The organism is Duganella sp. Dugasp78 (genome assembly GCF_059491455.1).
This window is the reverse complement of record NZ_CP168506.1, coordinates 6,683,186-6,703,296: the sequence shown is the minus strand read 5'-3', so window position 1 is coordinate 6,703,296 and position 20,111 is coordinate 6,683,186. Positions and strand designations below refer to the sequence as shown.

The window sequence follows — 20,111 nt, the reverse complement described above, 5'->3', positions numbered from 1 at the left end:
AAACCAACCACCTGAAGGAGTACATCATGAACATCGCTAAAAACATGGAAATCATCTTCGTCGCCGCTACCGTACTGGCCGCCGCCACGAGCTTCGCCACCGCCGCCGACACCGTTGTCGCACCGGTCGCGCCAGCCGCCAAGGTCGCGTTCGCCAGCGCCAAGATGCAAGTCGTGACCGTGAGCGCCAAGCGCCTGACCGCCGCCGAAAAAGCTGCACTGTAATCACCGCAGCCGGCGGGCTGTTCAAAACTCGCAGGGAAGTGGCATCCTCTTGGTACAATTGACGTTTTCGATACAACGGCACTTGTTCCCATGATTGATATCCAACTTCTCCGTAAAGATATAGCCAACGTCGCCGCGCGCCTGGCGACCCGCAAGTTCCAGCTCGACGTGGACGGGTTCAACGCCCTCGAAGCCGAACGCAAAGCGATCCAGACGCGCACCGAAGAGCTGCAGGGCAAGCGCAACTCGCAGTCCAAGCTGATCGGCATGATGAAGGGCAAGGGCGAAGACACCACCGCCCTGATGGCGGAAGTGGCCGGCCTGGGCGACGAGCTCAAGGCCAACGAAACGGCGCTGTCGGCCGTGCAGGCCAAGCTGGGCGATTTCATGCAGGCGATCCCGAATCTGCCGCACGAATCGGTCCCGGTGGGCACGGATGAAAGCGGCAACGTGGAAGTGCGCAAGGTCGGCACCCCGCGCAGCTTCGAATTCGAGGTCAAGGATCACGTCGATGTCGGCTCCCCGCTGGGCCTGGATTTCGATGTGGCGACCAAGCTGACCGGCTCGCGCTTCTCGGTCATGAAAGGCGGCATCGCCCGTCTGCACCGCGCACTGGCGCAGTTCATGCTGAACACCCACACCGACGAGCACGGCTACACCGAGTGCTACACCCCCTACATGGTCAACGCCGACTCGCTGCGCGGCACCGGCCAGCTGCCGAAATTTGAAGCCGACCTGTTCTCGGTGAAAAAAGGCGGCGCGGAAGGCGAGGGCGAGAACTTCTACCTGATCCCGACCTCGGAAGTCACGCTGACCAACCTGGTGCGCGACGAGATCGTGGCGGCCGACACGCTGCCGCTGAAGATGACCGCGCACACCCCGTGCTTCCGCTCGGAAGCGGGCAGCTACGGCCGCGACACCCGCGGCATGATCCGCCAGCACCAGTTCGACAAGGTCGAGATGGTGCAGGTGGTGCATCCGGACACCTCGTACGCGGTGCTGGACGAAATGGTCGGCCATGCGGAAACCATCCTGCAGCGCCTGGGCCTGCCGTATCGCGTGATGTCGCTGTGCACCGGCGACATGGGCTTCGGCGCCACCAAGACCTACGACCTGGAAGTGTGGCTGCCGGCGCAGAACACCTACCGTGAAATCTCGTCGCTGTCGAACTGCGAAGCCTTCCAGGCGCGCCGCATGCAGGCGCGCTTCCGCAACGCCCAGGGCAAGCCGGAACTGCTGCACACGCTCAACGGATCGGGCCTGGCGGTGGGGCGCACCTTGGTCGCCGTGCTGGAAAACTACCAGCAGGCGGACGGCTCGGTGGAGATCCCGCCGGTGCTGCGTCCGTACATGGGTGGCTTAACTCACCTGAAGGCGTAAATACTCCTTCCCTTTTCCCAGCGGCCTGCTATAATCTTGCCTTCTCGCAGCAGCAGGTGGGAAAACGGAGAGGTGGCAGAGTGGTCGAATGTACTTGACTCGAAATCAAGCGATGGGGCGACCCATCCGTGGGTTCGAATCCCACCCTCTCCGCCACAAAACGCTGCTGCAGGAAAAATGTACCACCAGGAGAGGTGGCAGAGTGGTCGAATGTACTTGACTCGAAATCAAGCGTACGTTAAATCGTACCGTGGGTTCGAATCCCACCCTCTCCGCCATAATTAAACGAAAAAGCTCCCGCAAGGGAGCTTTTTTGTTTCTGCGGCGGAAAGGAGCGAGCGCAGTTCGCGCGTGGGATTCGAAGACTCGCGCGTACTAGCGCGAGGGCGGCCTGCGAAACGTAGGCGAATCCCACCCTCTCCGCCATAATTAAACGAAAAAGCTCCCGCAAGGGAGCTTTTTCGTTTCTGTAACGGGTTGGGATCGACCTCTCCAAGCTTCGCCTGTTATGATGCCGGAACCGTACCATCAAGAAGTGCGGCGACGAGACAGGCCCATACCCTATATATATGCAAGAGTTCTATAAGAAGACGCTGCTGGCGCTGATTTTCCTGCTGGTCGTGGATGCGCTGCTGGCGGTGTTTTTCGTCTATCAGGCCTTTCCGACACGCACGCTCTTGCCGAGGCATAAAGATGGCGCGCGCACGCGTTTCGGCACGTATTCCGATGTGTTTACGGGGGGCGCGTCGACGGTGCGCTTGCACGCTACCTCGCCCGACAGGCTGCGCTTCGACTTCACGCTCAAGGAGAGCGCCTATCCTTTTGTCGGCGCCGACCTGGTCCTCGATGACGACAAGGGGCGTCCGGTCCACGAGGATTGGTCGCGGTTCCGTACCATTACCTTCGTTGCCAAATGCGCGCCGGCCACTTCCCTGATGATGGAGATGTCCACCTTCGACGAAAAATTATCCAAGCCGGGCCTGTACGCGACCTACGTTCCGCCGAGGGCGTATTTTTCGTGCAGCGAACAGGGCATGCCGGTGACGCTCGACCTGGCCCGGCTAATGATTCCCGAATGGTGGTTCCCTACGAGGAAGCGGGACCTGGCGCTCCAGGAGTATAGGCTCGACAAGGTTGGGAAGATCATGTTCGGCACCAGCACGGTCACGCCGCGCAATGTGGATGCCTACGCTGAAATTAGCGAACTGACCTTGCATGGCCGCGATTACCGCTATCTGGCTGCGCTGGCGGTCATGGTCCTGGGGGGCTGGGTGGTATTTGGTGTCTGGTTTTTCCTGGCCTATTCCCGCGCGCTGCTGGCCAGCGTGGATTCAAAAATGAAAATAAATTTGCCCTTGGTGGCTTATCGCCAGTTAACCCTGGAACCGTATAAGGACAAGGAAAAGGCGTCGATCTTGCGGTATATCGCCAGCTCTTATACCGATCCCAAACTGGATCTGGAAACCGTGGTGGAGGGGACCGGGGCGAACCGCTATAAAATCAATGAAGTGCTGAAATCTGAACTTGGCATGACATTTACCGGTTACCTGAATAAACTGCGGCTGACCGAGGCATCCAGATTGCTGACTGAGAAAAGCAGCGCCGCCGTCTCGGAAATCGCGTATTTGGTTGGCTATTCAAATGTTCCTTATTTTAATAGGCTGTTCAAGGAAGAATTTGGCTGTGCGCCGAAGTCATTCCGGATGCTGGCCGCTCAGCGGCAGCCGGAGCAGCCCACCGACAGCACCACGTCAGAAACAGTCGCCTGACCCCCCCTTATCCCAATCATTCAGCCTGAGCCGGCTTGTTCCGGCCAGGCAACCTGATCCTGTTCTTCCCCTCGCCACCCGGCCTGAACACCCCGGCTGAGCCGCTGCCGGCCAGTGCTCGCGCCAGGCGCAGGCGCGCACCCGTCATCCTGGCCCTTGCCGGCGCCCATTGCTTCCGGCCCGCTCGCCCCGGCTCGCGCCAGCTGCCACGGCCGATTTGCACCATAGCTAACATTGTTTGCAATTTCTGCGCTGTGCAAGAAATTCGCTTAACGGCAATACCGTTACCCATGCTGGACGGCCTATGCTTCAGACGTGGGCAGGATTCCGCCACCACCCCGGTCGTAGATGGAACAGATTTATGCGCTGATATCCCCAGGCTGATTAAAGGCGCCGACGGTCCACTAATTACTGGCTAATAAATGTTCTTCATATATCAAAAACTTAAATCGATTAAATCGATTTAAAACTTGCGCGCCGCCGATGGTTGCGGCTTGCAAGTTGAAAAATAAAATAAATATAAAGGAGATGGTAATGCAGTTGAAGAAAATGATCGCCTGCTTGACCACAGGCTGGCTGATGTCGCTCGGCGCCACAGCTGAGAATTATCATTGGGATAATGTCGCGATGGGCGGCGGCGGCTTCGTCAGCGGCATCGTGACCAGCAAGAGCGAGCGCGGCGTGGTATTCGTACGCACCGACGTCGGCGGCGCCTACCGCTACGACGCCCAGAACGGCCGCTGGACCGCCCTCATGGATTGGGTTTCCGCCAACGATAGAGGCCTGATGGGGGTGGAGTCGCTGGCGATCGACCCGCGCAACGCGGCCAATGTGTACATGCTTGCCGGCACCAGCTACTTCAGCAACGGCAAGACCGTGATCCTGCGCTCGAGCGACTACGGCAAGCACTTCGAGACGACCGACGTGAGCGCCCAGTTCAAGGCCCATGGCAACGGCCTGGGCCGCTCGACCGGCGAGAAGCTGCAGGTCGATCCGGGCTCGGGTAATGTGCTGTACGTGGGGACGCGCCGCGACGGCCTGTTCAAGAGTGTCGATGCGGGCGCGACCTGGGGCCGGGTGAGCTCACTCAACGTGACCAGCACCCCCAACGACAACGGCATCAGCTTTGTGCTGCTCGATCCCACCAGCGTGAGCCAGGGTACGGCCAAGCGCATCTATGTCGGCGTGTCGCGCTACGGTTCGGTGGGGCCGAACCTGTATATGAGCAAGGACGGCGGCGCCACCTTCACCCCGGTCGCGGGCGCACCGGGCGGCCTGATGCCGCAGCGCGCCGCGATCACCTCCAAGGGCCGCCTGTACCTGACCTATGCCAATGGCGCCGGACCGCACGGAGGCGCCGACAGCGAGCCGATGAACACGGGGCAGATCTGGGAGTACAACACCATCGGCGGTGCTTGGACCAACATCACGCCGCCCAACTTCGCGCAGGGCGGCATGACATCTCCGTTCAGCGGCATCAGCGTCGACCCGGGCAATCCCAAGCATCTGGTGGCGTCGACCGTCAACACCTGGCAGTACCAGCAGCATCAGCCCGCCACTTGGGGCGACCGCGTCTTTACCTCGCTGGACGCCGGCCGCAGCTGGACCGACGTGTTCGGGGCCGGCATGACGGTGGACACGAACGGCATCGACTGGATCGGCAGCGAGGCGATCCACTGGTCCGGCTCGGTCGAGTTCGACCCCTTCGATCCGAAGAGCGTGTGGATGGTGTCGGGTAACGGCCTGTTCAAGACCAGCGACATCGACGCGCCCACCACCAGCTGGAAATTCGATGCGCACGGGATCGAGGAGGCCGTCCCGTTCACCGCCGAGAGCCTGCCCGACGGGTCGCTCGCGTCCGTGATCGGCGACTTCGACGGCTTCATCGCCGATCCGGCCCAGTACAGCCGGCGCCTGACGCCGTCGATGGGGACGAACACCGGCCTGGCCGTGGCCGCGCAGGCTCCCCAGGTGATGGCGCGGGTGGGCAACCAGCTCTATACCTCGGCCAACTCGGGCGCCAGCTGGACACGGGCGTCGTCCATGATGGCGGCCAAGGGCAGCTTGGCCCTGTCGGCCGACGGCTTCGTGCTGATGCACAGCCCGGAGAATTCGACCACCAGCTACCGTTCGACCGATTTTGGCACCAACTGGACGGCCGTGAGCGGCCTGGCCGTGAACAACGCGCGTCCGGTGGCCGATCCGGTCAACCCGGCCAAGTTCTACGTCTACGACCGCGACACCGGCAAACTGATGGTGAGCACCGACGGCGCCGTCTCGTTCAGCGCCAAAGCCCAACTGGGCAGCTTCGGCTCGGACTTCCTGCGCGCCACCCCCGGCATCGAGGGCGACCTGTGGGTATGCCTGAATGGTGGCGGCCTGAACCATTCGACCGATTCCGGCGCCACCTTCACCAAAGTAGCCGGCGTGAACAGTTGCGCCGCCTTAGGCCTGGGCAAGGCAGCGCCGGATGCCCTCTACCCGACGCTCTACATGTGGGGCGCGGTAGGCGTCGACCGCGGCCTGTTGCGTTCCACCGACAAGGGCGCGAGCTGGGTCCGCGTCAACGACGATGCGCACCAGTACGGCGGCGGCGACCGCATGGTGGTCGGCGACATGAACACCTACGGCACGGTCTACATGAGCACCAACGGCCGCGGCATCGCCTACGGCAAGATCGACCCGGACGGCGAGGTCCAGGCGGTGCCGCAGGTGCCGGCGGTGCCAGGGAAGGGCACGGCTGTGTGCACCTACGCCGTGACCGCCAAGTGGTGGGGCGGCGGCATCGCCGAGGTGAGCATCGCCAACCAGGGAAACGAGGTCATCAGCGGCTGGTCGGTGCACTGGACCTACGACGACAACTCGCAGGTGAATGGGATCTGGGGCGGGGTCGTGAGCGGCAGCACACCGACCTTCACGGTGACCGGCGGCGGCGACATCTATCCGGGCCAGACCTATAAGTTCGGCATGTCCATCGGTGGCCAGGCCGGTCCGGAACCAGTCTCGATACCGGTCGTGACCGGTGACGTGTGCAAATAACCCATCTTTATTGAGTATTGAGCAAACACATCATGAAAAAAACCTTGTTCGCATTGCTCGCCGGCGCCACCGTGCTGCTCGCTGGCGCCGCCCATGCCGGCGTGACCAATTTCGATGACCTGACCACCGGCGGCGACTTCAGCGGCCTGAACGATATCAACCCGTATGCGGGCCTGACCTGGAGCGCCGACTGGTATGTCGGCGACAACACCATCGGCGGCTATGCGAACGCGGCCCACTCCGGCCAGAACTTCGCCGTCAACGGCTTCGGTGACGATGCCGCCAGCGTCAGCAGCGCTACGGCGTTCCATTTTGCCGGCGCCTGGTTCGCCACGCCCCAGGGCGGCGCCGACCAGGCCAGCTGGATCAACATCAGCGCCTACGATGCCGCCCACCAGCTGATAGGCAGCACCGGCAACGTCGCCATCGGCGCCGCCTACGTCTGGGTGGGCGCCGGCTTCGACAAGGTGTCGTCCCTGAGCATCACGCGCGACAGCGGCTGGTATGTGATGGACGACTTCACCGCCGCCGCCGCGGTGCCCGAGCCCGGCACACCGCTGATGCTGGGGGCCGGCCTGCTGGCGCTGGCGGTGGCGCGGCGCAGAGCTTCGCGCTGAAGATCCCGTCAGTCCAGCCGCCACACATTTTTGCTCTCCTCGCTGCGTGCTTGCGCGGCGATTTTACGGGGCAGCTTTGGCTGCCCCTTTTTTTTGCGAGCGAAGCCAACGGCGGGCAAGTGTGCGGCTGTTATCGTTTTTTCGGAAATGTTCTCTAGGCATATAAGTAAAATGAAGACGACGAAAGTACACCGGATCGCGCTGTTATTCAACGCGAACAAGATATTCGATCACGAAGTCATCGCCGGCATTGCCGCATATGTTGGAAGTACGCGCGCGGCCTGGGATGTCTACCTGGAAGAAGATTTCCAGTTGCGCCTGTCAGGCATAGAGCACTGGCAGGGCGATGGCATTATCGCCAATTTTGACGATCCGGCCGTGGCGCAAGCGTTGTCGCGCTGTCGCGTACCGGTGGTGGCGGTGGGCGGTTCCTACGCCGACCCGGCCAGCTACCCGGCCGGGGTGCCGTATGTGGCGACCGACAATTTCAAGCTGGTCGAAATGGCACGCCAGCATCTGATTGATGTCGGCCTGCAGCGTTTCGCCATGTTCAGCGTTCCCGCCACCGGGGAAAACCGCTGGGCGCAGGAGCGCGAGCATGCCTTCCGCAGCCTGATGCAGGGCGACCAGCTGAAGGCGGAGATTTTCCGCGGCTGGGAAACCAACGCCCACTCGTGGGATGCGGCGGTCCAGGTCCAGATCGACTGGTTGCGCAGCTTGCCCAAGCCGGTCGGCGTCATCGCCGTCTCGGACGCGCGCGCGCGCCAGCTCTTGCAGGCCTGTATCCTCGCCGGCATCGAAGTGCCGGAACAGGTGGCGGTGATCGGCATCGACAACGACCCGCTGGTGCGCAGGCTCACCCGCATACCGCTCAGCTCCGTGATCCAGGGCACGCATGAGATGGGGCGCACGGCAGCCCAGCTGATGGAGCAGATGCTGCACGGCGTACGCCCGCCGCACACGCCGGCCGTGGTGCCGCCGGCCGGTGTCAGCGTCCACGCGTCCAGCCAGTATCAGCTGATCAAGCATCCCAACGTGATGCGGGCGCGCCATTTCATCCGCCAGTATGCCTGCCAGGGCATCAGGACCGAACAGGTGGCCCAATACGTGGGCGTATCGCGCTCTTCGCTCGACGCCGACTTTCGCCAGGAGCTGGGATGCAGCGTGCATGACGTGATCATGAGCTTCAAGCTCAATGCCGCCAAGGCCGGCCTGGAAAGCGGGGATTGCAGCATCGCCGACGTGGCGCTGGGCAGCGGCCTCACCTCCACCCAGTACATGCATCGGGTATTCAAGCGCGAACTTGGCTGCACACCGCGCGCCTACCGCGACCGCGTGCTCAACGAGCTTCGACAGGATTTGCCGGCTTAGCACCGGACGAGGTTGTACCTCAGGCCTGCGAGCGATATCCGGGCCGCCATGACATTTTGAATCAGGAGTTTTTTTTGAAGCTATCGTCCCCGTTGATTGCGGCCGTTGCAGTTTTCACGCTGTCTGGCATGACCGGCCCGGCGGCTGTCGCGGCGGCGCCCGGCGCGCTGGTGGTCACCTCGCCGGATGGCCGCTCGTCCATTACGATCGAACGCGATGCGAGCCGGTTCTCGGTGGCGCGCCGGGGCGAGAGCGTGATCGCCTCGTCGCCGCTGGGGCTCGATCTCGATGGCGTTCCGGCCTTCGGCCCGCTGGTGCTGGAGCGCCGTCAGGATACCAGGGTCGACCAGGTCGTTGCCCTGGTCGCCACCAAGGCCGACCGGGCGCGCGACCATTATCGCGGCGCCACGCTCACTTTTCGCGAGAGCGCGGCCGACGGACGCCGGCTGTCGATCGATGTGCGTGCTTATGACGACGGGGTGGCGTTCCGCTACCGCATCGACGGCGATGAGCCGTTGAGCTTGCGCGGCGAACGCACGGCGTTCACCCCGGCCGGCGACCCGGAATGCCTGGTCACGCCCGCGCAAGGCTCGCATGAGGAAGCGTTTGCGCGCATGAGGGTGTCGCAGCTGCCAGCCGACCGCGCTTACGATGTGCCGGTGGTCTGCAGCACGCCTTCCGGGCGCACCGCGTATGCCGTCACCCAGGCGCATCTCGCGGGCTATACCGGTGCCTCCCTGTGGCGCGAAGGCAGCGCCCTGCGGCTGCGCTTGTCGGCGGTGCCGAACCGGGCCGGGCCGGCGTTCGTGTCCAAGGCCGGGCTGACGACGGCCTGGCGCGTGGTCATGCTGGGCGAGCGCGCCGGCGACCTGATCGGCTCTGATCTGATCGGCAACCTGAATCCGGCGCCGCAGGGCGACTTCAGCTGGGTGCGGCCGGGCAAGGCTGCCTGGGACTGGTGGTCGGGCCCCTTGAAGGGCATGAAGCCCGGCATGGACAGCTATCGCCGCTTCATCGATTTCGCCGCCGCCGCCGGCTTGCCGTATTACCTGATCGACGCAGGCTGGGCCTCGGGCCCCGCCGAGTGCTGCGACGCGTTGCCGACGGTCGACATCACCCGTGCCGCCGACGGCATCGACATGCCGGCGCTGGTGCGCTACGCTGCCGGCAAGGGCGTGGGGCTGCTGCTGTGGGCGCACTGGGAGCACGTGGCGCCGCGCATGGACGAGGTGCTCGATACCTATGTGCGCTGGGGCATCAAGGGCGTCAAGGTCGATTTCATGAACCGCGACGACCAGGACGTGGTCGCGTTCTACCAGCGTGTCGCGGCCGCCACGGCGCAGCGCCATCTGCTGCTCGATCTGCACGGCGCCTATATTCCCGACGGGCTGCAGCGTACCTATCCGAATTTCATCACCCAGGAAGGCGTGCTGGGCGCGGAATGGAACAAGATGACCGACCGGGTCACGCCGCGGCACAACCTGACGCTGCCGTACACGCGCATGCTAGCCGGTCCGATGGACTACACGCCGGGCGGCTTTCGCAACGGCACGCCGGCCAGCTTCGAGGTGCGCGCGGAGATGCCGCTGACGCAAAGCACGCGCGGCCAGGCGCTGGCCATGTACGTGGTCTACGACAGCCCGCTGCAGATGGTGTCCGACCATCCCGACGCTTATCGCGACGCCGCCGGCTTCGATTTCATCAAGAGCGTGCCGACGGCCTGGGACCAGACCCGGTTCCTGTCCGGCCAGCCTGGCGTGGACATCGTGCTGGCGCGGCGCCAGGGAACAACCTGGTACGTCGGCGCCATGCAGGCCGAGGAAAACGGTGGCGCCGTCAAGCGCGTGCCGCTGCGCTTCCTGGGGCCGGGCAAGTACCGCGCGACCGTCTGGGAGGACGGCGCCACGCCGAACCAAGTGGTGCGCGTGGAGCGCGAGGTCGGTGCCGGCGATGTGCTGGAACTGCATCTGGCGTCCGCGGGCGGCGCGGCGGTGATCCTTGCACCCCTTACAAAATAGCCCATCGGCCCGGGACCTTGGGGCGGCAATGAAGGCGCCGCGAACGCGGAGTGGAGCGGGGCAGAGCCCCCTCCCTCCTTGTTATCGGCGCAGCCGGTGCCGGGCAATTGTAGTCAACATAAAAGAGAGGACTATCCCAATGAGGAGACATACCATGAGATTCCAGCTGACGGCAGTCGGACTGGCCTGTGCCACGTTGCTGGCCGGTTGCGGTGGCGGTGGCGGTGGCAGCGGCAGCGGCAGCGGCAGCGAGGGCGGGTTGATGCAGGCCATTTCCTTCCCGTTCCCGGGCGGCGCGACATTGACGCCTCCGCCCGAGGTCGCAACCGTTACGCTGGCAGCGACGGCCAGTTCCGGCGGACCGGTGACCTACGTGTCGAACACGCCGGCCGTGTGCAGCGTCAGCGGCGCCACGCTGTCGCTGCTGAAGGCGGGCGAGTGCTCGGTGAGCGCCAACCAGGCCGGCGGGAATGGCTTCGCCCCGGCCACGGAACGCCAACTGTTCGTCGTTCCCAAGACTGACCAGACGATTCTGGGCTTCCTCAACCCGGGAGGCGTGCCCGTTGGGACGTCGATGCAGGTGGCGGGAACTTCCAGCAAGAGCGCTGTGGCCGACCTTCCCGTCACCTTTGCCACCAGCACCCCCGCAGTGTGCTCGATGACCGGAACCACACTGCAGACGCTCGCCGATGGGCTGTGCATCGTGTCCGCCACCCAGGCCGGCAACGATTACTTCAATGCGGCTTCGGTGAGCAAGACCATTCCGGTCGGCACCGCGGAAGCACCCACGCTGACTTTCACCGGCGGCTACAAGGCAAACGATAACGGACGTACCGCGGAGAACGGCAAGATCGAATGGTACGCCTCCTCTCCCAACAAAACCGCTGCGGCCGCCGACGGCAGCACCTACACGTTCTCCATGGACAAACCGTCGAACGACTCTGATCCCGGCGGCTACTTCGGTCTCCGGTTGTACGCCGCCACCCTGGATGGTCTCGTCGCCGACGCCGACACGACTGCCGGTGTGCGGATCGATTCCCAGAAGGCCATCAAGTTCGATCTGATGATGAATCCGGAAATGATCACTGCGCAAAAGACCCAGCTCAGGGTCTGGCTCTACCTCGGCCACCACGTCAAGGACAATTGCAATGTGATTCTGGAGAAGTTCATGACCCCGGTGTTTGCGTCACCCGTACAGGGCCTGCAAGAGCAAAGCATCGATCTCAAGACGTTCACCGTGTCGGAGAGCTGTGGCCTGCCAGCGCTCGACGTCTGGAAGGAGCTGCAGGGCTATTCGATCGCCAAGCTCGAGTTCAATGTGCCTGATATCAACAATAAGGTGCTCACCGCCGGAACCCAGACCTACACCACCAGCATGACGATGGGAAAAATCACCTTCAAGTGACGGCGTACGAGGTAGGTAATTAGAACAACTACACGAATTCAAGAGGACAGAGACAATGAGAACAATAGTAAAAACGGCCAACCGGAACCCTTTGAGGATGACCGCCCTGGCATTCGCGGCAGCGCAGCTGGCGGCGCTGTACAGCGCCGGCGCGCAGGCGCAAACGGCGCCTGCGGCGCCGGCCGCCAAGGAAGGCGAGGTCGTCACCGTGGTCGTCAGCGGTCAGCGCGAGGCAATGAAGTCGGCTGCCAAGCTCAAGCAGAATGCCGAAGAGGTGATCGACGGCGTCGTCGCGGAAGAGGCCGGCAAGCTGCCCGACAAGTCGATCACCGAGGTGCTGCAGCGCGTTGTCGGCGTGACGATGGACCGCAACAAATCGCGCACCGACCCGGAGCACTTCTCGGTCGAGGGTTCCGGCATTTCGGTGCGCGGCCTGACCTGGGGTTCGTCGACCTTGAATGGCCGCGAATCGTTCTCGGCCGGCTGGCCGGGACGCGAATTGAGCTGGGGCGACATTCCGCCCGAGCTGATGTCCGCGGTGATCGTGCACAAGAATCCGCCGGCCGAACTGATCGAAGGCGGCGTCAGCGGTCAGGTCGACTTGCGTACCGCGCTGCCGTTCGACTACAAGGGCGATAAATTCACCGCCGCGACCAGCCTCAACTACAACGCGCTCGGTTCGAAATCCTCGCCCGCGCTCTCCGGCCTGGTGTCGAAACGCTGGGAAAACGACTTCGGCCAATGGGGCGCGCTGCTCGACCTGTCCGCCAACGAGAGCAATACCCACAACGACTCGCTCCAGGTGGACTCCTACTTCCCGCGCACCGACGTGGTCGCGGGACAAACCGTGTGGGTGCCGAAATCCGCATCGTGGCGCACCAACACCAGCAAGAACGACCGCGCCGGCATCTATGGCGCGCTGCAGTGGAAGAAGTCGGGCATGGAATCCTCGCTCACCTATTTCCACTCGGGCTACAAGGAGACCAGCGTCGAGAATGCCTCGTTCAGCGGGGTGGAAAACCCCTATATGTCCAAGCTCATCGACCCCGTGTTCGACGCCAACGGCATCCTGCAATCTGCCAAGTACACCTATCCGATCGGCGGCGCGGGCGCGAACCAGTTCGCGGCGGGCGGCCTGGGCTTCAATTCCAACCAGGCTTTTGCCGAGCGGAAGTCGCAGACCCGGGAGATCGCCTGGAATGCCAAGTGGACCATCAATGATCGCTGGTCGGTCCAGAACGACCTGCAATGGGTCCATGCAACGAACAGGTCGATGGGGGGCGGCATCGTCCTGGCCACCTTCGTGCCGAGCATGACTGTCGACCTGAGCAAAAATCCCGGGCAGATCACGTTTGACGACGCGGCGAGAAAATTCCTGGCCGATCCGGCCAATTACTACATTACAAACGTGCAGGCCAACAATGACAAGGCGAAAGCCGACCTGTACGCATGGAAGACCGATGTGCGCTTCAAGTTCGACCACCCGGTGCTGCGCGACCTGCGTTTCGGCGTGCGCCTGACCAAGCGCTCGTCCGACCACACCGAGGCCACCGGCGATACCTGGTACAGCAACGCCGAGCCATGGGCGGTCCTGCCAACGAGCACGCCGGGCCAGCTGCCCAGCCAAACTGATAAGGACAAGAGCTGGCAGCCGTACGCCAACTTCGGCTATTTGAGCGATCCGAAGTACGCGGCCCTGGTGCCGGTCACCGCCTTCAATTACACCAACTTCTTCAACGGCAAGGTCCCCATGCCGCCGACCCTGGTGCAGCCGACCATGGACGCGGTCAAGGACTATCCCGCGGCCTACCAGAAACTGGGGCTGATCCGCCAGTACTCCTGCGAGGACGCCAACGCGTATTGGCACCAGAACAACGACTGCTCGAACAAGGTGGACTGGAAGCCGTTCGTCTTCGACGGCAACCCGGCAAAAACCAGGCTGCAGTCGGAGAAGACCCAGGCCGCCTACATGATGACGCGTTTCGGGTTTGACGATCTGCGCTTCCCGGTCGAGGGGAGCGTCGGCGTGCGCGTGGTCCACACCAACACGACCGCCCATGGTTACACGGTGTTCAAGCCGACCTACAGCAGCACCACGCCGGCCTCGGTGCCGCGGTTTGGAACCATCGACCAGCCGATCGACTCGAACCACGACTATCTCGACGTGCTGCCGAGTGTTAACCTGAAGGCGGACTTGACCGACAAGCTGCAGGCGCGCCTCGCGTTCGCGAAGTCGATGTACCGGCCGAGCTTTGGCGACCTGGCCGAATACGTCGAGCTGGAGCAATCGCTCGGCTTCAACAGCCAAACCAAGAACTTGCAGAGCATCCTCTACAAGGGAACCAACAAGGGTAACGTCAAGCTGAACCCGACCAGGGCCAACAGCTTCGACGCGACGCTCGAGTGGTATCCGGGCAACGGTTCGTCGCTGACGGGCGCCTTCTTCTACAAGAAGGTGCACGACATCGTCCTGAACTCGGCCTACGTCGCTGAATACAACGACCTGGCCGGCAGCCCGCAGACCTTCCTGATCAGCGCGCCGACCAATGCAGCGGACGGCAAGGTGGCCGGGCTGGAGCTTGCCGGCCAGACCTACTTCAACAACGTGCCTGGGCTGGAGGGCAAGCTGCCGGAGTGGGCCAAGGGCTTCGGCATCTCTGCGAACTACACCTACATCAAGAGCAAGCAGACGCTGCACCATCCGTTCCCGCTGAAGTACTGCCCGGCCGCCGGCTCGTTCAATAACAGTTCCTTGAGCTTGTATGGCTGCGACACCGACGGCCTGCCGTTCACCGACATGCCCCTGCAGTATATGTCGCCCAACGCCTTTAACTTGATGTTCCTGTACGACCGGGGGCCGCTGTCGTCGCGCCTGGCCTACAGCTGGCGCAGTCGTTTCCTGCAGGGCGTGAACGTCAATGGCACCTCGGATCCCCTGGGCGGCGCCACCAGCGCCGATCCATCCCGGGCAACGGTGGTCGACGGCAAGACGGTCTATCCGACGGACGTGGCCTGGGGTCTGCCGACCTGGCAGGAAGCGACCGGACAGCTGGACTTCGGACTCGACTATCGATTCAGCGACCATGTGCAGGTCAGTTTCTCTGCAAGCAATCTGCTGGATGTCATCGTTAGGCAGACCCAGCAGCAGCATATCGGCGCCATGACCCGTGCCTGGTTCGAGCCTGGCCGCAGCTATCGCCTGTCGCTGCGCTACACGTACTAAAGGGCCCAGGCGGTCCCGCGTGCGGGACCGCCTGTCAAGGTACACCATCAGAAAGTGACACTTATGTCCGATACCGGAATCCGGAAAGTCGTCATCGTCGGCGGCGGCACCGCCGGCTGGATGACGGCGGCGCCGCTGGCGCTCAAGCTGGGCGGGCGCTGCGAGATCGTGCTGGTCGAGTCGCCCGAGATCGGCACCGTTGGCGTGGGCGAAGCGACGCTGCCGACCATCCGCTACTTCAATCACGCGCTGGGCCTGGACGAGGCCGATTTCGTCAGGAAGACCCAGGCGACGTTCAAGCTCGGCATCGAGTTCAAGGATTGGGGGCAGGTCGGCAACCGCTTCTTCCACGGTTTCGGCGACTTTGGCCCGCCGATCGACAATCGACCGGCTTATATGTACTGGCTGCGCCTGTCGCGCGCCTTCAAGGATATGCCGTCGTACGAGCAATGGTCGATGGCGACGGCGATGGCGCGCAACAACCGCTACGCGCCGCCGCACGACGAGCTGCCCTCGATCACCGACGCCTATAGCCACGCCTACCATTTCGACGCCGGCCTGTATGCCGCCTATTTGCGCGACGATGCCATGCGCCGCGGCGTGGGGCGGATCGAGGGCATGATAGACGGCGTCGAACAGCACCCCGAGACCGGCTTCATCACCGCCCTCAAGCTGCGCGACGGACGCCGCGTCGAAGGCGACCTGTTCGTCGATTGTTCCGGCTTTCGCGGCCTGTTGATCGAAGGCGTGTTCAAGGCCGGCTACGACGACTGGAGCGCCATGCTGCCGTGTAACAGCGCGCAGGCCATGCCAAGTGCCCGGGCCGGCCAGCTCATGCCCTACACGACATCGACCGCCCGTAGCGCCGGCTGGACCTGGCGCATTCCGCTGCAGCACCGCACTGGCAACGGCCATGTGTACTGCGACGCCTTCACCACCGACGAGGAGGCGGGCCGCGTGCTGCTGGACGGCCTGGACGGCGAAGCGCTGGACGCGCCGCGCCAGCTGCGCTTTACCACCGGCCGGCGCCGCAAGTCCTGGATCAAGAACTGCGTCGCCATCGGTCTGTCGGGCGGCTTTCTGGAGCCGCTCGAATCGACCAGCATCAACATCATCGAACTTGCGGTCGGCTGGCTGCTCCAATACTTTCCTGGTCGCGATTGCCGTCCCGAGCTGGCCGACGAGTTCAACCGCCTGATCGCGGAACGCTACGCGTTCGTGCGCGACTTCATCGTCTTGCACTACAAGGTCACCGACCGGACCGATTCGGCATTCTGGCGCTACTGCGCCAACATGCCGATTCCGGATTCGCTGCGGCACCAGATCGACATGTTCCGCGAAACCGGGCGCGTGGTCGTCTACGATCCGCAGGGCTTTGGCGCGGCGTCCCACGTCTCGCTGCTGATGGGACTGGGCGTGGTGCCCAAGCAGGACGACCCGCTGATCGACACCCTGCAGTTCGAGCAACTGCTGGCGCATTTCGCCAGCCGGCGCGAGATGATCGCGCAGACGGTCAAGGCGATGCCCGACCACGCCGACTACCTTTCCCGGTACTGCGGCCCGCCATGAACCTTCCGTTCAAACGCATCGTGGTGGCCGGCGGCGGCACGGCCGGATGGATGACGGCATTGTCGATCGACTTGCTGGTCAGACCTAACACTTCCGTCACACTTTCTTCAAAAAAATAGCGAGTTGTAGAAGTCATTACGCTCTGCTTTATCTGTAGCACGTGTTTCGGTCTATGCTCCGTTCCGCAAAAAAGTTTTGATACGCAAAAAAAGGAAGATATTAATGAGACTAAAAAAACGCAGTTTGGTGGTGGCTCTGTGGGCCGCCTTGGCGGTATGTGGCGTGAGCAATGCGATGGCCAACAGCACCACATTTAACTGGACTTCGAGCCCGCAGCTTATTGCGCCTCAACCAGACCCAACCCAGACAATTTACGGCGTGAAAGATCCTTCGATAGTTTACGCGAATGGAAAATATCATGTATTTATGACCACCGCCGGATCCGCTGGCTGGGGGCTTGGGTACGCCAGCTTTGACAAGTGGTCGAACGCGCCGGCCGCGAAAATAGTCCCGCTCGACAAGTCCCCCATGGGGCCAGGCTATCGCGCAGCGCCGCAAGTATTCTATTTCGCTCCGCAGAAAACCTGGTATCTCGTCTATCAAGGTGGCGATCCGCAGTATTCAACCTCGAAAGATATCGGCGATCCGATGTCCTGGAGCGCGCCCAAGCCGTTCTTTTCGGTCGTACCCGACATCGTCAAGGCTCCGCAAGGCACCGGCTGGCTGGATTTTTGGGTGATCTGCGACGATAAAAAATGTTATCTGTTTAATACCGACGACAATGGACGTTTGCTTCGCTCAGAAACCGAGTTAGGCCAGTTCCCGATGGGATTCCATAACACCGTCGCTGTCATCAACGAAAAAAAGGAAGACGTGTTCGAGGCGAGCAATACCTATAAGATTGCCAACACGAATACCTACATTACTCTGGTGGAGGCAATTTCGAACAAAGGACGTTACTTCCGGATTTGGAAGAGCAACGGCCTGGACGGAAAATGGGAGCCGTTCTCTTCCGCATCAATGAACGCTTTCGCGACGCGCGATAATGTTGAACAGATTTGGTCGGAAGGGATTTCCCACGGTGAGATGGTGCGGACTAACCCGGATCAAACGATGACTATCGATCCTTGCCGGCCGCTCGAATACCTCTTCCAGGGGAATGACCCTGCAGTGCGTACGGACGATTACATCAAAATTCCATACCGCCTGGGTGTTATCACTGCGAAGGGTGACAATCCGGTAAGCGCACTCTGCCGATCGAAGTAAAATAAAAGGGGCCTAATGGCTAATGCCGTTCAGTCAAGGGCTTTTCTTTAACGCCTTGGCGGCATATTTTCTGGGTCTGCCCTTGACGGCCCGGTCGGATTTACGACCGGGCCGTTCTTCATTGGGGAGGCTAACCAGCCTTTTCCGCAGAGTTCATCGACCTCCGGTACTATCGACCAGCAAGTACAAGCCCGACGTCGTCCCGTTCGCCGTAATCGTCACGGCAAGATGTTTTTGTCGGCGGCTTACGGTGCTGAAATCAGGAGCTTCCCCATCCAGGCCCGCTGGCTTGAGCACGCTTTGCGCCATGCCCACCGCCTGCAGCCCCCCAGTTGAACAGGCCCTGGATGGTCAAGCAGAATTGAATCGCCGCTTCGCTGTACTTCTGGCGGCGCCCACGCTTTCCACTTGCACTGCCGTGCCAGCACATGTCCTGGTCCAGCCAGATGAGCAGCGAGCCACGCGCCTTGAGCGCCGCGTTGCACTCCTTGCAGTTGGTCGTTCGATACTTTGGTTTGGCCCGTGCGTTCATCTTGTCAGTTTACCCGAACGTCATGTCAGGCGATGCTGGCGCGGATTTGTGCAACAAGGCCTATCTCGACCTTGTTGGCAAGCAACGCATGCACCAAGGCGCTGCAGACCGGACCGATGCGCTGTCTTGGTCGTGCTGGCTGGTAATTTCAAGAACCTGATCTACCTGGGCTTGATGGTCCGTGTCCCCGGGTGATGGCGCGCGGGCGGCTATCGGCCGCTTCGTCGGCAGCGCCTTGCCCGTTCGTGGTGTCGCCTGGCTGGCCGAGTGATCGTGCCATGTCTTCGAGCGCCACCCCTTTTGTTTCAGGAAAATATCTCATGACCACAAACAGCTGCGCGACCATTGCCAGGGCGAAAAAGATAAACGGCAATCCCTTCGAGTACGCCGCGAGCAGCGGAAACGCCGTGGCTATAATGGCGTCCATGAACCAGTGGGTGGAGGCGCCTAGGCTCTGCCCGCGGGCCCGTACTTCGGTTGGAAAAATTTCCGCGATGTAGACCCAGATGACCGCCCCCTGCGAGAAGGCGAAAGAGGCGATGAACAGGATCAGCATCCACAGCAAAAGCGCCTGATAGGTCCCGGTCAGCTGAATGAAGGCGGTACCGAACAGCGCGGCTATCATGCCCACCGACCCGATCAGCAATAGGGTCTTGCGCCCGACCCGGTCGATAATCGTCAAGGCCAACAGCGTAAACAGCAGATTGGTCGCGCCGATCGCTACCGACTGCAGATCGGCGGACACTTTCGCGAACCCGGCCGCGGCGAAGATGTCGTTGAGATAATACAGAATCGCATTAATGCCGGATAACTGGTTGAACGCGGCTAGCGTGAAGGCCAGCAGTATCGGCTTGCGATAGCGGCTCCACGACAGTCGCGCCGCCTTGCCGGCACCAGCCCCCTGCGCCTGGACGTAGCTGTTCAATTCCGCCGCGACATTGATGATCCCGACCTGGTTCAGCACCCGGATCGCCTCGTCCCGCCTGCCTTTGACGGCAAGCCAGCGCGGACTATTGGGGATCAGGAACAGCAGGCCAAACAGCAGCAGCGACGGCAGCGCCGCGACGCAGAATTTCCAGCGCCATTCCTCAGCCCCCAGACCCAGCAATCCGATCAGATAATTACTGAGATAGGCCACCAGGATACCCAGCACGATATTGAACTGGAAGGCGCCCACCATGGCGCCGCGCCACTTGGCCGGGGCGATCTCTGCCAGGTAGATCGGCGCCAGGACCGACGAGGCGCCAATCGCGATGCCGCCGATAATGCGCGACACGATCAGCAGCGTCAGATTGGGCGCAAAAAAGCAGCCGATCGCCGACACGATATACATGATGGCGATGACGCGCAAGCAGTTGCGGGCGCCGAAACGGTCACCCGGGGTACCGGCCAACAAGGCGCCGACCAGGGTGCCCCACAGTGCGCTGGAGACGGTCATGCCCAAGCCGCCGGGATCGAGCTGGAATGCGGCGGTCAGCCCTTGGGTCGTGCCCGCGATGACCGCGGTATCGAAGCCAAACAGCAAGCCGGCCAGTCCACCGACCAGCGTTCCCTTCAAGAGTGTCGAATTCATGCTAAAAATACCTTTTCTTGTAACGTGGTAGGGATGCCAGCCATGACGCCGGCGACTTCATATGGTGTGCGGTGCCCACCGCAGTCGGCCTGGCGCGCACGCGCGCCCGACCAGTGCTGCAATGG

12 protein-coding genes, 2 tRNA genes and 1 pseudogene are annotated in these 20,111 nt (G+C 62.3%); 13 read left to right on the top strand and 2 right to left on the bottom strand.

What is annotated here, in order from left to right:
* Nucleotides 1-26 precede the first annotated feature (26 nt).
* From ACEN9O_RS29740 to ACEN9O_RS29680, 13 genes are all read left to right on the top strand, one after another.
* Complete coding sequence (locus ACEN9O_RS29740; RefSeq protein ID WP_495615376.1) at nucleotides 27-224, top strand: hypothetical protein; 198 nt, start codon at nucleotides 27-29, stop codon at nucleotides 222-224.
* Between the two features lie 90 nt (nucleotides 225-314).
* Nucleotides 315-1,604: a serine--tRNA ligase gene (serS, locus tag ACEN9O_RS29735; RefSeq protein ID WP_445230684.1), complete on the top strand. Its 1,290-nt coding sequence runs from the start codon at nucleotides 315-317 to the stop codon at nucleotides 1,602-1,604.
* A gap of 66 nt (nucleotides 1,605-1,670) precedes the next feature.
* Nucleotides 1,671-1,760 (top strand) — tRNA-Ser (locus ACEN9O_RS29730).
* A gap of 32 nt (nucleotides 1,761-1,792) precedes the next feature.
* Nucleotides 1,793-1,882, top strand: a tRNA-Ser gene (locus tag ACEN9O_RS29725).
* Nucleotides 1,883-2,173: 291 nt separating this feature from the next.
* Nucleotides 2,174-3,373 (top strand): helix-turn-helix transcriptional regulator, encoded by a 1,200-nt coding sequence (locus tag ACEN9O_RS29720; protein ID WP_495615375.1) that lies wholly within the window; start codon nucleotides 2,174-2,176, stop codon nucleotides 3,371-3,373.
* Between the two features lie 534 nt (nucleotides 3,374-3,907).
* Complete coding sequence (locus ACEN9O_RS29715; protein WP_495615374.1) at nucleotides 3,908-6,412, top strand: cellulose binding domain-containing protein; 2,505 nt, start codon at nucleotides 3,908-3,910, stop codon at nucleotides 6,410-6,412.
* Between the two features lie 32 nt (nucleotides 6,413-6,444).
* Nucleotides 6,445-7,029 carry a PEP-CTERM sorting domain-containing protein gene (locus tag ACEN9O_RS29710; protein ID WP_495615373.1) on the top strand — a complete coding sequence of 195 codons (585 nt, stop codon included), beginning with the start codon at nucleotides 6,445-6,447 and terminating at the stop codon, nucleotides 7,027-7,029.
* A gap of 171 nt (nucleotides 7,030-7,200) precedes the next feature.
* Nucleotides 7,201-8,400, top strand: coding sequence for a XylR family transcriptional regulator (locus ACEN9O_RS29705; RefSeq protein WP_495615372.1), 1,200 nt, complete (start codon nucleotides 7,201-7,203; stop codon nucleotides 8,398-8,400).
* Nucleotides 8,401-8,474: 74 nt separating this feature from the next.
* On the top strand, nucleotides 8,475-10,418 hold the full coding sequence (locus ACEN9O_RS29700) for a glycoside hydrolase family 97 protein (RefSeq protein ID WP_495615371.1): 1,944 nt from the start codon (nucleotides 8,475-8,477) through the stop codon (nucleotides 10,416-10,418).
* 154 nt (nucleotides 10,419-10,572) lie between these two features.
* The gene (locus tag ACEN9O_RS29695; protein ID WP_495615370.1) at nucleotides 10,573-11,823 is read left to right on the top strand and encodes a hypothetical protein; all 1,251 of its coding nucleotides are present in this window, start codon (nucleotides 10,573-10,575) and stop codon (nucleotides 11,821-11,823) included.
* 97 nt (nucleotides 11,824-11,920) lie between these two features.
* Nucleotides 11,921-15,046, top strand: coding sequence for a TonB-dependent receptor (locus ACEN9O_RS29690; protein ID WP_495615369.1), 3,126 nt, complete (start codon nucleotides 11,921-11,923; stop codon nucleotides 15,044-15,046).
* A 63-nt stretch (nucleotides 15,047-15,109) separates the two neighbouring features.
* The gene (locus tag ACEN9O_RS29685; RefSeq protein WP_495615368.1) at nucleotides 15,110-16,615 is read left to right on the top strand and encodes a tryptophan halogenase family protein; all 1,506 of its coding nucleotides are present in this window, start codon (nucleotides 15,110-15,112) and stop codon (nucleotides 16,613-16,615) included.
* 222 nt (nucleotides 16,616-16,837) lie between these two features.
* The gene (locus ACEN9O_RS29680) at nucleotides 16,838-17,881 is read left to right on the top strand and encodes a glycoside hydrolase family 62 protein (RefSeq protein WP_495615367.1); all 1,044 of its coding nucleotides are present in this window, start codon (nucleotides 16,838-16,840) and stop codon (nucleotides 17,879-17,881) included.
* 162 nt (nucleotides 17,882-18,043) lie between these two features.
* On the opposite strand, the pseudogene ACEN9O_RS29675 reads toward ACEN9O_RS29680, so the two are convergent.
* Together ACEN9O_RS29675 and ACEN9O_RS29670 are read right to left on the bottom strand one after the other, a co-directional pair.
* Nucleotides 18,044-18,413: pseudogene (locus ACEN9O_RS29675) on the bottom strand (transposase); the annotation flags it as partial.
* Nucleotides 18,414-18,561: 148 nt separating this feature from the next.
* A complete protein-coding gene (locus ACEN9O_RS29670; protein ID WP_495615366.1) occupies nucleotides 18,562-19,986 on the bottom strand; it encodes a sugar porter family MFS transporter in 1,425 nt (474 codons plus the stop codon).
* Nucleotides 19,987-20,111: the final 125 nt, after the last annotated feature.